The sequence below is a fragment of the Methylococcus mesophilus genome (genome assembly GCF_026247885.1).
Classification (GTDB): domain Bacteria; phylum Pseudomonadota; class Gammaproteobacteria; order Methylococcales; family Methylococcaceae; genus Methylococcus; species Methylococcus mesophilus.
In genome coordinates this window covers 1,162,115-1,176,280 of the sequence record NZ_CP110921.1, presented here as the reverse complement: position 1 = coordinate 1,176,280, position 14,166 = coordinate 1,162,115, and the positions used below count along the sequence as shown (strand labels likewise).

General features: G+C 63.4%; 9 protein-coding genes. 5 read left to right on the top strand and 4 right to left on the bottom strand.

Features of this window, described 5'->3' with window-relative positions:
• Positions 1-5 precede the first annotated feature (5 nt).
• The 5 genes from OOT43_RS05270 (at position 6) to OOT43_RS05250 (ending at position 6,635) form a co-directional block, all read left to right on the top strand.
• A complete protein-coding gene (locus OOT43_RS05270) occupies positions 6-1,178 on the top strand; it encodes an MFS transporter (RefSeq protein ID WP_266023728.1) in 1,173 nt (390 codons plus the stop codon).
• A 46-nt stretch (positions 1,179-1,224) separates the two neighbouring features.
• A complete protein-coding gene (locus OOT43_RS05265) occupies positions 1,225-1,701 on the top strand; it encodes a low affinity iron permease family protein (protein WP_266023727.1) in 477 nt (158 codons plus the stop codon).
• Positions 1,702-1,761: 60 nt separating this feature from the next.
• Positions 1,762-2,577, top strand: coding sequence for a carbohydrate ABC transporter permease (locus OOT43_RS05260; RefSeq protein ID WP_266023726.1), 816 nt, complete (start codon positions 1,762-1,764; stop codon positions 2,575-2,577).
• Positions 2,578-2,831: 254 nt separating this feature from the next.
• The gene (locus tag OOT43_RS05255; RefSeq protein WP_266023725.1) at positions 2,832-4,088 is read left to right on the top strand and encodes a glycerophosphodiester phosphodiesterase family protein; all 1,257 of its coding nucleotides are present in this window, start codon (positions 2,832-2,834) and stop codon (positions 4,086-4,088) included.
• Between the two features lie 363 nt (positions 4,089-4,451).
• A complete protein-coding gene (locus OOT43_RS05250) occupies positions 4,452-6,635 on the top strand; it encodes a S8 family serine peptidase (RefSeq protein WP_266023724.1) in 2,184 nt (727 codons plus the stop codon).
• A gap of 94 nt (positions 6,636-6,729) precedes the next feature.
• On the opposite strand, the gene OOT43_RS05245 is transcribed toward OOT43_RS05250, so the two are convergent.
• The 4 genes from OOT43_RS05245 to OOT43_RS05230 form a co-directional block, all read right to left on the bottom strand.
• Positions 6,730-7,872 (bottom strand): PqqD family peptide modification chaperone, encoded by a 1,143-nt coding sequence (locus tag OOT43_RS05245; protein ID WP_266023722.1) that lies wholly within the window; start codon positions 7,870-7,872, stop codon positions 6,730-6,732.
• A gap of 27 nt (positions 7,873-7,899) precedes the next feature.
• Positions 7,900-8,088 (bottom strand): hypothetical protein, encoded by a 189-nt coding sequence (locus OOT43_RS05240; RefSeq protein WP_266023720.1) that lies wholly within the window; start codon positions 8,086-8,088, stop codon positions 7,900-7,902.
• Between the two features lie 103 nt (positions 8,089-8,191).
• Entirely contained in the window at positions 8,192-11,449 is a 3,258-nt protein-coding gene (locus OOT43_RS05235; RefSeq protein ID WP_266023719.1) for an FG-GAP repeat protein, read from the bottom strand.
• 550 nt (positions 11,450-11,999) lie between these two features.
• The gene (locus OOT43_RS05230; RefSeq protein ID WP_266023718.1) at positions 12,000-14,159 is read right to left on the bottom strand and encodes a RelA/SpoT family protein; all 2,160 of its coding nucleotides are present in this window, start codon (positions 14,157-14,159) and stop codon (positions 12,000-12,002) included.
• Positions 14,160-14,166: the final 7 nt, after the last annotated feature.

Sequence of the window (14,166 nt, the reverse complement as noted above, 5' to 3'; positions counted from 1 at the left end):
GCCGAATGTTCCGACAGCTCGCAGCCCTGCCTTCCACCGTCTGGCTGTTTGGACTGGTGAGCCTGTTCAACGATTCCGCGAGCGAGATGGTGTATCCCCTCGTTCCGCTCTACCTCGCTTCCGTGCTGATGGCGGGTCCCAGGGCATTGGGAATCATCGAGGGCGTCGCGGAAACGGTAAGCAGCCTGCTCAAGCTGTTTTCGGGCATCATCGCCGACCGGGTGCACCGGGCCAAATCGATGGTCGTGAGCGGCTACGGTCTGGCGGCGGTATCGCGTCCTTTGCTGGCGCTGGCGTCCGCCTGGCCGGTCGTCCTGGCCATCCGCTTCGCCGACCGTTTGGGCAAGGGGCTGCGCTCGTCGCCCCGCGATGCCATGATTGCCGCCAGCGTCTCCTCCGAACAGCGCGGTCTGGCGTTCGGATTGCAGCGCGCCATGGACAATGCCGGGGCGGTTATAGGGCCGCTGGCCGCGGCCGTCATGCTGGCGGCTGAAATGCCCCTCACGGAAATCTTCCTCTGGGCTTCGCTCCCCGGCGTCGTGGCGGTCGTCCTGGCGGTTGCGGTCAAGGAGCCGGCGCGGGAGATCCGGTACGACGGCAAGCCGCTCGACTGGGAGCTTCGGAAGCTTCCCCGGGTTTTCAGGCGCTATCTCGGGGTGCTGGCTTTGTTCACGCTCGGCAATTCGTCCAATATGTTCCTGCTGCTGCGCGCACGCGAGTTGGGTTTGCCGGAATACCAGGTCCCTTTGTTATGGGGTGCGACCTCGCTGGTCGCCATGTTGTTCTCCACGCCGCTTTCGGGGCTGTCCGACCGTGTCGGCCGGGTACCGGTGATTTTCGCGGGGTGGATCGTCTATGCCGTGTTTTATCTGTGCATCGGGTTGAACGGGGCCGGTCTTCCGCTGCTGTGGCCGCTGTTCGCCTTGTATGGCCTGTTTCTGGCTGCGACCGAGGGCGCGGAAAAAGCGCTGGTTGCCGATATCGCGCCGCCCGCCCTGTTGGGGACGGCTTACGGCTGGTTCAATCTGACCACCGGCATCATGCTATTGCCGGCGTCCATGGTATTCGGAATGCTGTGGCAATACGCCAGCCCGGAAGCCGCCTTCGGTTTCGCCGCCGCTTGTGCGCTGGCGGCCGCATTGCTGCTGAAGTTCTGGGTGAGAGACTGCCGAATATAGGGTAATGCTTCCGCTCCAAAACAACATGAATCAGGAGGAGACCCCGATGTCATCGAAGCCGAATATTTGCGATCTGGCGCGGTCCTGGGCCGCCAAGCTGTCCGCAAACATGGACGACATCGCATACTGGAACGCCAGGTTCGATCGCTTCGCCAGATTATTTTCGCGCCTTTCCGGCCGGCCGCTCGCTTTCAACATTGCATTGTTCGTGATTCTGGCCTGGGTGATCACGGGGCCGATATTCGGCTTCAGCGACACTTGGCAGCTGGTGATCAACACGACCACGACGATCGTGACTTTCCTCATGGTGTTCCTGATCCAGCATACCCAGAACCGGGACACGGAGGCCTTGCAGGTGAAGCTGGACGAGCTGATCCGGGCGGTCGAGCGCGCCGACAACACCTTGCTGGATCTCGAGGAACTGGAGGAAGAAGAACTGGCGCTGATGCGCCGGAAGTACGTCAGTCTCGCACGCGCGGCCCGTGAAGAACGCATGGGCGGAAAAGGTTCCGGGGAGGAATAGAACGGCCCGGCGCGAGGAGGTATTCCCGCAGGCCATGCCGCACCCTTCCGGAGCGTCCTGATGCGTTTGTCTTCGGCGGGGTTTTATCTCGTGCTGCTGACGGCGGCCGCGGCGACGCTGTTTCCGCTGGTCTGGATGGTTTCGGTGTCGTTGACGCCGTCGGCCGAAGCCATGCGTTACCCGCCACCGCCCTGGCCCCATACGCCGACGCTGGAGCATTACCGGGACTTGTTCGACCGGCTTGCGGTGGGGCGGTACGTGCTGAACAGCCTGGTGCTGGCCGCCGCAGTCACCGCGTTGTCGGTGCTGATCAACGCCGCGGCCGGCTATGCTTTCGCCCGCCTGCCGTTCGCAGGGCGCGATGCGCTGTTCCGGACGCTGCTGGCGGCCATGGTCATTCCCGGCCAAGTGGCCATGCTGCCCTTGTTCCTGCTCCTGAAGCATCTCGGCCTGATCAATACCTACGCCGGAGTGATCGTTCCTGGGCTGGCCAGCATCTTCGGAATTTTCCTGGTCCGGCAGTATGCGCTGTCGCTTCCGCAGAGCTTGCTCGATGCGGCGAGGCTGGACGGGGCAGGGGAGTTGCGAATCTTCTGGTCGCTGGTCCTGCCGCTGTGCCGGCCGATTCTGATCACTCTTGCGGTCTTCACCTTCCTGGGAAGCTGGAACGATTTTCTCTGGCCGCTGATCGTTCTGGGCGACAGCCGTCTTCATACTCTCCCGGTGGCGCTGGCCAACCTGATGGGCGAACACGCGGTGGATACGGAGCTGATGATGGCGGGCGCGGCGCTTACCGTGCTGCCGGCGATCGTTCTGTTCCTGGCGGTACAGCGCTATTACATCGGAGGCTTGATGCAAGGTGGGGTCAAGGGATAGCACCCCATCGCAACACTCTGCCATACCGGCTTCCGGCCGCCGGTCATAAGCCTGACATTTACACCGTTTACCGTAGCGGCCGATTCGACCCGGCCCGCCGGGCCGAATGGCGCCGGACGTCCGCATGCATCATCGACGGAGCCGTTCCAGCCATCCCAACGACGGCCGATATGCGGTTTCCCTCCCTTCCGTTTTTCCGGATGCGGGCATGACCAGCATCGGCTGATGATCAGCGCGAAATCGGAGAGATGAACATGTCGAAAATACGTCGGGTGCTAGCCTTGCTCGTGGGCTCGTCATTCGTAGCTGGGGCCTCTTGCGATGCGATGGCCGGCAAGCCAGCGCTCGGAGAGAGCGTGCAACTGGGGCCGCGTCCGTTCTTCCTGGTCAATGACATGACGGACGGCAAGCTGAAAACCAAACTGCTGAAATGTTCCGGCGGTCCGTTCAAGAAGACCGATTTCTCCATCGGTCATCGCGGCGCGGCGATGCAGTTCCCCGAGCACACCAGGGAGTCCTACGAGGCGGCGGCACGCATGGGCGCCGGCATCGTCGAATGCGACGTGACCTTCACCAGGGACAAGGAACTGGTCTGCCGTCACGCGCAGAACGATCTGCACACCACCACCAACATCCTCACCATCCCGGAGCTGGCGGCGAAGTGTACCAAGCCCTTCACCCCCGCCACCTTCGATGCCAGCGGCAACCTGCTGACGGCGGCCAGCGCGGAATGCCGCACCAGCGACATTACCCTGGCAGAATTCAAGACGCTCCGGGGCAAGATGGACGCCTTCAACCCCAGGGCGAAGACCCCGGCGGAATTCCAGGGCGGCACGGCCAACTGGCGCACGGACGTTTACGCCGGTCCCACCAGCGGCACGCTGATGACTCACAAGGAAAGCATCGCGCTGTTCAAGAAGCTGGGCGTGAAGATGACGCCCGAGCTCAAGAGCCCGAGCGTTGCGATGCCTTTCGACGGCTTCAGCCAGGAAGACTACGCCCAGAAGATGATCGACGAGTACAAGGAAGCGCTGGTTCCGGCCAGCAGGGTCTTTGCCCAATCCTTCAACAAGGCGGACGTCCTGTATTGGATCCAGCATGAGCCCGCGTTCGGCAGGCAGGCCGTGTACCTGGACGACGCCGAGGGGGTGGCAGACCTGCCCGATGCCGTCGAACTGGCGCAGTACAAGGCCGATGGCATCAACATCGTCGCGCCGCCGATCTTCGCCCTGCTGGACGCGGATGCCGCCGGGAACATCGTGGCGTCGGAGTACGCCAGGAACGCGAGGCGTGCCGGTCTGGACATCATCACCTGGACCCTGGAGCGTTCCGGCATCCTCGCGGACGGCAACAACGGCTTTTATTACCAGACTTTCGACTCGGCAATCCATCACGAAGGCGACATGATGCGCGTGCTGGACGTGTTGGCCAAGGACGTCGGCATCCTGGGCATTTTCTCCGATTGGCCGGCAACCGTGACGTATTATGCCAACTGCATGAACCTGAGATAATATTATTATCCCAACGGACGGAAAATTTCAGACAAGGAATTCGCTATTGCCGGGCCTTTGTGCCCGGCTTTCTTTTATTTCGTCATTACTTATTTTAAATTTTTATAGTAGAGCGCCGGTTTCGCCCGATAGGAATCCTGATTCCCAACCGCTGGAAGTGGATATCGAAGCGGCTGGCGAGCACTGCAGGATATCTTATTCTACTGTTTGACAATACGATTTTCCCGTCCATATTTAAATTCTAGCTGGGTGAAAATACTCCCAGCGAAACCCATTCCTTCAAGCTGCGTGCGGGTTTCGCCGCCCCTGTGCAGCGCAAGCTGAATTTGTTCGATTTCCGGTCGGACCAAAGGAGGCCTCATCATGAAACCAGCGCTTATCTTTCGTGCTCGCGCCGCGCTAGGCGCAGCCGTGTTTTTCCTTGTCGCTGCCTCGGGCCCCGCAGCAGCGACTCCTTGGACTCCGACGGCATGGAAGGACAACGGCAAGCTGCGCCATTGGGTTCGCGATACCAATGACAATTTCGTGGACGATCTGATCGAAGCCCGTACCGATTCGACGGCTGTCATCGTGGATTTGAACGGATGCGTCGGAAACCCTGCCTCGAGTCCCTTCATCGCTTATCTCAAGACTCTGGGCGACGTCAGGTATGTCGGCAAATACCTAAGCCTCGTGGTCGTTACGGGTATCGACCGCGACGAAGCCAGGCAAATCGGAGCGCGGCCCGAAGTCGCGATGGTGGAACTGGCCGAGAAGGGTCGCTGGACCTGGGACGTTTACCAGGCGGCCAAGGTCCGCGCCAGCACGACCTATGCCCAAACCCTGGAAAGCGGCTTCGGCTGGCCTGCCACTCTGAATGGAAGCGGTGCCAACGTCGCGATTCTCGATACCGGGGTAGGCGTTGCCTACGACGCTTCGTTCCGGCACGGCTATAACGCCTTGACCGATTCCGTAGAGAATCCGTCCGCCGAACCCCCCGCACAGGATCATGCCGGCTACATGGCTGAACTGATCTACGATCCGGCCAACGGTATCGCCCGCGGGGCCGGGCTCATCGACATCAAGATCGGCGACGGTTCCGGACCCGATCCCGCGGCGTACGTCCGTGCTCTCGAAAAGGTCTACGAGATGCACCGCACCTGGCAGATCCATGTCGTCTCCATCTCGGCGGCTTTCAGCGGGGCGGCCGACGGTCGCGAAAGCTGGAACCAACTCGTCGACTTGGTCTCGGGGATGGGGGTTCTCGTGGTCGCCGGTTCGGGCGACAATGCCGCGGACTCGCCGGTCCTCACGCCGGGCGCGGCGACCCGGGCCCTCGCCGTGGCCACGGCGGACATTCATAACACGGTCGAGCGTGCCAACGACACTGCCACGACGGTTCAGGGACCCCGCGCGAACGATCTGGACGACGACCCTCTGGACGAACTCAAGCCCGAGGTCGTCTTTCCGATGGGCGGGTCCATGTGGCTTCCCTCCAATTCGGCTGCGACCGCCGCCACGGCGGGACTCGCTGCGCTTGCCTTCGGCTATAACTCCCAGCTGAGGGATTTCGACAACGCCGCCGCCGGCAACGTCAAGGACTTATTGATCCGCAGCGCCGAGGCTCGGGATACCGCCGATACCGCCGTCGCCTATCCGCAGCCGGCCGCAACCTGGGACAACCATTGGGGCTTTGGGGAGATCGACGCCTACCAGGCCTTTCATAACCTGTCCGATGGCTCCCAAGGAGGGGTGGCTGATCTGACCTTTCTGGGATTCGACGGCAGCGCGCACCCCAATCCCAGCGACCCGTGGTACTACTCTCACGCCGTCGAAACCGAGAGCGAACGCGGCGGGCGCAATATCAGTTCCGGGGTGGCGGATCGCATCTATGCCCGCATTCACAATAACGGACCCGGAAATGTCCAGCGGGTCCGGATCAGCTTTGGATTCTATCCCTTCACCGCAGGCATCCCCACCTTTTACGACCTGGGCAGCCAGGTGGTCGATATCGCAAACGGGGAGACGCGAGAAATCTCGATTGCATGGACACCGCCGGACCTGCCTACCGGCGAGTTTCATGGATGTATCCTCGCCACCATCGACTACGGCTACGATACCCACTTCGGGAACCGTTCCAATGTCGCTCAGAAAAACGTCCGCGTCCATGACACATCCTCTCCGGCGAAGTTCGATTTCCGCGTCGAAAATACCTTGCCTGTAAAGGCCACAATCCGCCTCCGGGTCGAGAATCAGATTCCTGACTGGAACGTCAAGCTGAGCGAAGACAAGTTCGTATTGGATGTGCACGACTGCGCCAGGCTCATCCAGGCCGTCGTGACGCCGACGGCCTCGCCGCCTAAGCATGATGACGTCGTCTTTTTCGTGACCGCCCAGGCCGCGCCCTTTGGCACCGAGGATTTCGTGGACATCGGAGGCGTGGCTCTGCATGCCCGCTATGGCGGTGGAGCTGGTTATTATTTCCCGCCCTGGGCTACGGTCGCGACCGTTTTGATTCTGGTCGTGGCGTTGCTGTACTTGGTGCTCCGGTTCCGTAGGCGCGCTTGAGTCGGAAACGGGAGTCACCAGCGGTTTCCGCTCTGGCAACGCTATTGGCCAAGAATCTGGCAGCGGTTGGTGGGAAGGCAATAGGGCCGGCAGCTTAAGGCACAGCCCCCAAGGCCTCCTCCACCAGCTCCAGCGCGCTGTCCAGGTCGGGGTAGACCAGTTCGAAGGCCGGTGCCGAAGCTACCCAGCGCGCCAGGGCGTCGAGCTTGTCCTGGGTGAGGTGACGGATCACCGCCTCGGCCGTGACGATCCCGTGCAGCACGCTCTCGGGAGACAGCGGCGTCAATGCGGGTTCGGCGTCCGGCCGGTAGTTCGGGAACAGGAACAGGCGGAGCGGCACCGGCGCCTCCGGTGCCGGGCCGGCGGGCGGCAGATACCGCACCCGCTCTCCGAAGCGCAGCAGCGGTTCGGCCGTGTCCAGGTCGGGCCGCAGCGGCGCGAGCACCGGCCAGCTGCCCGGTTTCAGGCAGATGCTTGAGCCCAAGCCTACCAGCTTCCCTTCGGCGTTCACCGGTACCACATCGTCGCTCAGCAGCACGTGCCCGGCGGCGTTGAGCGCCGCCGCCAGGGTGGTCTTGCCCGCGCCGCCCTGCCCGATCAGCGCCACGCCAATCCGCTCCCGCACCACCAGCCCCGCGCCGTGCAGCACGATCAGCCGTTCTTCGGCGGCGGAGGCGAGCTCACACAGGGCGTGGAAGGTTTCGACCAGGGCGGCGTCGGCCCCGGTGCCGGAAACCGAAGGCTCGGCGTCGAGCCACAGCGTCCAGTCTTCGGCCGTGCCGGCCAGATGCACGGTGTGAGACACCGCGGCATCGGAAGGGCTGCCTGGAGAGCCGAGCAGCTTTGCCAGCCGGGCCGCCACGACGGCGTCGTCGACGGCGAGGCCGAGTTGCCTGTCCCCCAGGCGAAGGTACCGGACCGGTGTCGCCTCGTCAGGCTGCCTCTGGGCAGGGAACCGTCCGGTCCGGGGAACGGCAGCGGGTCCGCCCATCGGGTCCGGGCCCGGTTCGCCGAGCAGGCCGGCCCGGTCCCAGTGCCCGACCATCGCTTCGACCTGCGTCCTGGCCTCGTCTTCCGTCAGGGCGAACCGCGCCGCCAGCAATTGCGCCATCCGATCGACTCCGTAGCCGGCCTGGTGCGCTTCCCACAGCCAAGCCGCGAGCGGGTTGAGGATGCACAGGCGTCGGTCGCCGGGCTGGGCGAGGACGGCGCTTGCGCCCAATGTGGCTTGCAGCATGGGCATCCCCTGCCGGACGGTAGGCGTTCAGAACGAAGCCGGCGGCGCAGGCGGGGTGGAAAAAGCCGAGGCACGCTGCGACAGCATGAGGGTGAGCATCGCCGGCGGGGTGTAGGCGGCGATCAGTTTGAGCTTCTCCAGCACCTCGCGGCGGTCGGGCCCCTCGCAAGTGTCGAGCGCTGGATCCATGCCTTGGATTTCGGTGTTGTCGGTCATGTGGGCATTTCCTTGTCGAGGTTTGTGAGAAACAGCATTCCCTCCGATTACGCTGCGCGTGCGGAGCTACCACCGGCGGGCGGAGCCGGCAGGCGATCCGCCATTACGGTTTGCCCAGGCCGCCGAGGTAACGCCAGCGCAGGCGCTGCACCTTGTCGGCCAGGAATACCGCCACGCCGTTGGCGACGAGGTCGGGGTCGCCAACCGAGTAGGTCTGTCCGCTGCTCAGGTCGGTCAGCCGCGATCGGGCCAGGATCCGCGGGTCGCCCTGCCAGCTCACCCGCACTTCCGACCCCGCCTGATCGGCGCGGATTTCGATGTCCCAGCTCATGGCCTTCAGGCCTTTGGCCGGCCGGTAGTCGCTGGCATAGGCGCCGGCCTTGTCGCCCCAGTCTTTGTGCGGGAACACCAGGGTGAGGTAGGGCGCGGCGAAGGGCGCCGGCTCGGCCAGATCGTAGGCGTCGTAGCCCGCTTTGGCGTCGGGCAGTTGGCCGAGAATGTTGCCGCTGTCCTTGTAGCCGAGCGCAGGGTTGTCCAGCTTGAGCCGGACGTACCAGGCCTTGAGACTGGCCAGGGCGGAGGCGTGGCTGCGCCGCGTCGCTGCGCGGGCGGCCAGGCCTTGGGCTTTCATGCCGGCACCCTGGGCTTCGACCGCCAGCCCGGCTTCTTCGGCCTTAACCGGCGCCACCACCCAGTCCAGCCAGCCAAGGTACCAGGGCAGGGTGCCGGCCGCCAGGGTTTGGCTGGGCATGGGGAAGGCCTGGCTGGTGGTACTGGGCTTCGCGGGGATCAGCAGCTTCAGGGTATGGCCGCTCGAGCCGGGCAGGGTCTTGACCCAGAACGACTGGAATACCTTCAGCGCGCCGGTCAGGCCGGGAGTCACGTCGTCGTAGGTGTCGTAACTGGTGCCGTTCCAGATGGAGAAACTCTTGGACATGAGGTTGCCGATCTGGGCCGCGACCGGTGCATAGACCGCAACGTCGTCGACCAGCAGCCGGACGTTGGCCCAGTCGATGTCATAAGGCAGAGGATTACCCACCAGATTCATCAGGCCGGAGGCGCTTGCGGTACTGGTGAGGGTGATGGAGTAGCAGCCGTTGGCCGAAGCGCACTGGGCGCTGGTGGTTACCGGGGTGGCGCTGCCGTTGATGACGACGGCTCCATACGTGGGGCTGTTATAGCTCTTGAGCCAGTAGCCGGTGCCAGGGGAGACAATGGCACCGAGGTTGGAAAAGGCGTAGGCGTCGGTGGCGGCATTGCGGGTGTATAGCCCCCAGGTGCTATTCCATCCAGCGCTACTAAAATTGGCATAGGTCGAATCCAGGTCACCGAAGGTATAGCCAACGTAGGGGTCTTGAGGATTACAGGGGAGAGCGATCATCTTCCACAGCGAAGTGGAGGGGCTACCGGTGGCGACGACGCCGGTACCGAAGGCACAGGGGAAGGTGTAGAAATAGGCCTTGCCCGCGTCGGCGTTGCCGCCCGAATATCCGTAAGGCGCTCCCACCAGAGCCGTATTGCCCGACAGGGCCACCCAGTTGCCGAAATTGTCGCCGTAGGCCCCATCCGATGCGTAGAGGATCTTCTGTTCGGTCCAGGTCGTGCCGGAGCGGGCAAAAACATAGGCTTTGCCGGCGCCGCTGGCGATGGGGGAGTTGGCGTTGTACGCCCCCACCAGGGCGGTGTCGCCGGACAGGGCCAGCGCATTGCCGAAATAGGCGTTGCCCGCCGCATCCGAGGCGTACAGGATTTGCTGCTGCCTCCAGGACGAGCCGGAGCGGGCAAAGACGAAGACCTCCCCCGCACCGAGGGGCCCGACCGTATTCCTGTAAGGCTGGGATATCAGGGCGGTATCGCCGGACAGGGCCACTGCATAGCCAAATCGACCCAGCTGCTGGGGATCCGGCGGCGGCAAGGCCTGCTGCTCGGTCCAGGCGGTCCCCGAGCGGACGAACACATAAGCCTTTCCCGCATAGGCGAGATTAGGGCTAGAGGGGTATGTGGCGCTATACGCACCGATCAGGGCCGTGTCGCCGGACAGCGCCACGGCATTGCCGAAATTGAATCCCGGGCTCCGGTCCGAGGCGTACAGAATGGCCTGTTCGGTCCATACCGCTCCGGAACGGGTGAAGACGTAGGCTTGGCCCGCCTTGCTTTTGCCGCCGGAGTTCGCTTGGTAAGCTCCTACCAGGGCGGTTTCGCCCGAGAGGGCCACCGACCACCCGAAGAAGGCGTTCGCCGTCTGGTCCGAGGCGTACAACAGGGCCTGCTGGGTCCAGGTGGTGCCGGAACGGATGAAGACGTAGGCCTGTCCGGCCCAGGTTGAACTGTTGGAAGTCGCGTAGGGTGCACCGATCAGGGCGGTATCGCCGTACAGGGCGACCGAGCTCCCGAATTTGGCGTCCACCTCAGGGTCCGAGGCGTTCAGAATGGCCTGCTGTGACCAGACGCCGCCGCTGGAGCGGACATAGACGTAGGCTTTACCGGCGGTGGTGAAACCGCCGTAATTGGCAAAGGCCGCCCCCACCAGCGCCGTGTCACCGGACACGGCGACCGAGAAGCCGAAGGTCGTGGTCGTCGCCGCATCCGAGGCGGCTACGATCTGCTGGCTGCTGACCAACGGGTCCACCACGATGGGCCAGACGGCGCCCCGGGCGTCGACATGGATTTGCACGCCGTCCCCGGCCAGGGCGAGGCGGGCCGGGATGGATTTGCCGGCGGCGTCGGTCACCTGGAGATCCTTGTAATGCAGGACGGCGGCACCGGTGGCGTCGCGGAAGGCGACGGCCCGGCCGGCGGGATCGAGTGAGGGCTGCAGGCCGCCTTCCACCGCCAGGCTGAGCACCAGGTCTTCCGCGCCGGTGGCGGGCGGTTCCGCCAGGGTGAAGCCCTGCTCCAGCCCTTCCGGACGGTTTTCGTACCATTCGGCGACGGCGCCGCGGCGGTATTCAAGCCGCCGTTCCGCCGCGACGGCTTGGGCGGGAGCGACCGGCCGGATCGCGCTCGGCGTGCCGTAGCCGATGAGCTTCAGGCCCCAGTGCCAGTCAGAAACTTTATGTTCTGTGCTGTTCCGTGGCTGGAGCGGGCTGACGGCGACCGCGCCTTCCTCGAAGCGCAGCGCGAGGCCATTGTCCGGATGAGTGAGGCGTAGCCTCTTTCCGCCGCCGCGATTTTCCTCAGGTCGGCACTTACGGCCGACTGGAGCTCCGGCGGCATCGTGGCCTCCGTCTCCGCCGCCCAGACCCCGAAACTCGGCACTCCCAGAACCAGCGCCAGCCCGATTGTCCGCAATAGCCGAAATCCGTCGCGCATATCCGAGGTCTCCTATCGTTTGAAGTCTGTACTGGGAAAACAATTGCACAGAAATGTAATATGTGATTAGGAAAAATCACATATCAGCATTTTTTCGAGAGACTAGCCGAAGCTGCGGGGGTTTTCAAGGGGAAGCGGCGAGACGATATTCCCGCCGATGGGAGGCTCGTTTTGTAACACAGGATATTGATTTGCAGCAAATATGATTCTTCGCGGAAACAGCCCGGCCTGGGTGGGGGACTCTCAAAGATTGAGAGATACAGGGGGGCTTTGTCCGACTCGCTGGCCCGTCATTCTGGCAGGGATTGCCAGATCAATCCGCCGGGAGCGGATTTTATGCGGCACATCTCTGTGCCGCTCCCATCGGGCGCTACGCGTGCAATTCGGCTTTGCTGCCGATTTGTGCGTTTACCCGAAGGGCGGAAGGCAGGATGGCCTGCCGTGAGTCCATGCCGGGGCGACGACTTGGCTTTTGCCCGACTAGCGATCAGGCCAAGCCGTATCCATGAGGTTCCCGTTCGGGCCATTTCCGGCCAAAAGTTGACAATCGGGGGCGGCACACCGATGTCGTGTGCCAAGGCTCTGCGGGGAGCCATGCATCAGCCGTGCAATTTCCGCCGCGCCTCCTGCACGTTATGAATCTGCCCGATTTTCTCCAACGCGGTGCTGAGCTGGCTCAGGTCGTGGACTTCGATCGTGATGTCCATGACGACGCCCTGATCCCGAGGATTGGTTTCGGTATAAGTCCGCACGATATTGATGTGTTCATGGGCCAGCACCTGGGTGACGTCTTTGAGCAGTCCCTTGCGGTCGAATGCGCGGACTTCGATTTCGACCGGGAACACCCGTGTTTCCGCCCCCCAGGCGACGTCGATCAGACGGTTTCGTTTGCCCAAGGGTAGCTGGACGACGTTGGGGCAGTCCTGGCGGTGGATGGTCACGCCGCGGCCCACGCCGATGTAGCCGATGATCGGATCACCCGGAATCGGCGAGCAGCAGCGGGCGAAATGGGTCAGGAGGTTCCGGACGCCCTGCACGGTCACTTCGCCGGTTCCGGGGACGGCCGCGGGCGCCGGTTTCCGCTGCGGGGCGGGCGGCGGCGGCTGGAATCCGGGCACTTGCAGCGCGGCGGCCAGTTGGCCGGGACCGATGTCGCCGCGGCCGATGCCGAGCAGGACGTCGTCGGGCCTGGGCAGGTGGAAATGGCGGGCCAGGGTGTCCAGGTCGATGTCACGGGTCTGGAGCTTGTGCTTTTCCTTGTCGAGTATGGCCTTGCCCGCGCGCAGATGCTTGTCGTGGTCCTGCTGTTTGAACCACTGCCGGATCTTGCCGCGCGCATGCGCGGTCCGCACGTACCCCAGGCGTGGATCGAGCCAGCCCAGGGTCGGGCCGCCCTGCTTGGCGGTGAGGATTTCGACCTTGTCTCCCGATTTCAGCGGGTGGGTCAGCGGCACCATGACGCCGTTGACCTTGGCGCCCCGGCAGCGATGGCCCACTTCCGAGTGGATGGCGTAGGCGAAATCGACCGGGGTGCTGCCTTTGACCAGACGGATGACCTGGGCGCGCGGCGTGAGCACGAAGATCGCATCGCCGAAAGGCTCTTCGCGGAAGTCTTGCAGCAGCGAATCGTTGTCCTCCTCGCTTTCCAGCAGGCGGCGCAGGGAGGCGATGCTGCGGTCGAATGCCGCGTCCTGGCTGCCTCCTTCCTTGTAGCGCCAGTGGGCGGCGACACCGTATTCGGCGAATTCATGCATTGCCGCGGTACGGATCTGGACTTCCACCGGACGGTCGTCGGGACCGATGACGACGGTGTGCAGCGACTGGTAGCCGTTGTCCTTGGGATTGGCAATGTAGTCGTCGAACTCCTTGGGAATGTGCGGCCACAAGCCGTGCACTGCACCCAGCACGGTATAGCAGGTGGGAATGCTGTCCACCATGACCCGCACCGCCAGCAGATCGTACAGATCGGCCAGTTGGGCGTGTTTGCGCTCCATCTTCTTCCAGATGCTGTAGAGATGTTTGGGACGGCCCGAGACCCGCGCATTGACATCGAGTTTCTTGAGTTCTTCCCGCAGCAGGCTCATGAAATTCTGGATATAGACTTCGCGCTCCGCGCGGTTGGTACTCAGGGACTTGGCTAGCGTGCGGTATTCGTCCGGATGCAGATAGCGGAACGACAGATCTTCCAACTCCCATTTCAGCTGGCCGACGCCCAGGCGGTGCGCCAGGGGGGCGTAAAGTTCCAGGGTTTCGCGGGCGATGGACTCGCGGACGCCGTCGTCCTGGTATTTCAGGATGCGCATCCGCTGCACCCGGTAGGCGAGCCGGATGAGCACGGCGCGGACGTCGTTGACCACGGACAGCAGCATGCGCCGTAGCAGTTCGGCCTGTTCGGGGCCGGGGTTTTCCTGCAGCGAATATTCGTTGAAGGTATTGAGCCAGTTGACCTTTTCCAGCAAGCGGACGGTCTCTTCTTCGAAATGGACCCGGACGAACTCTGCCGGAAGCGTCTCCCGCAGATAGGGGTCCGCCAGCAGCGCCGCCTGGACGCTGTGGGCATCGACCTTCAGGTCCAGCAGGATATGCCCGACGTCGACCCCGCGCGGCCGGGGTTCGGAATCCTTGGCCGCCGCGTCGATGGCGAGGTTCAGGGCCTTGCGGATGTTTTCCGCCTGGGCGGGATAACCTTGCTCGAACAGTTGGTGAAGTTGCTCGGCCTCCAATTTCGAGGCGTCGGACTGGTAGTGCGTGTGCTTCATTCAGTTT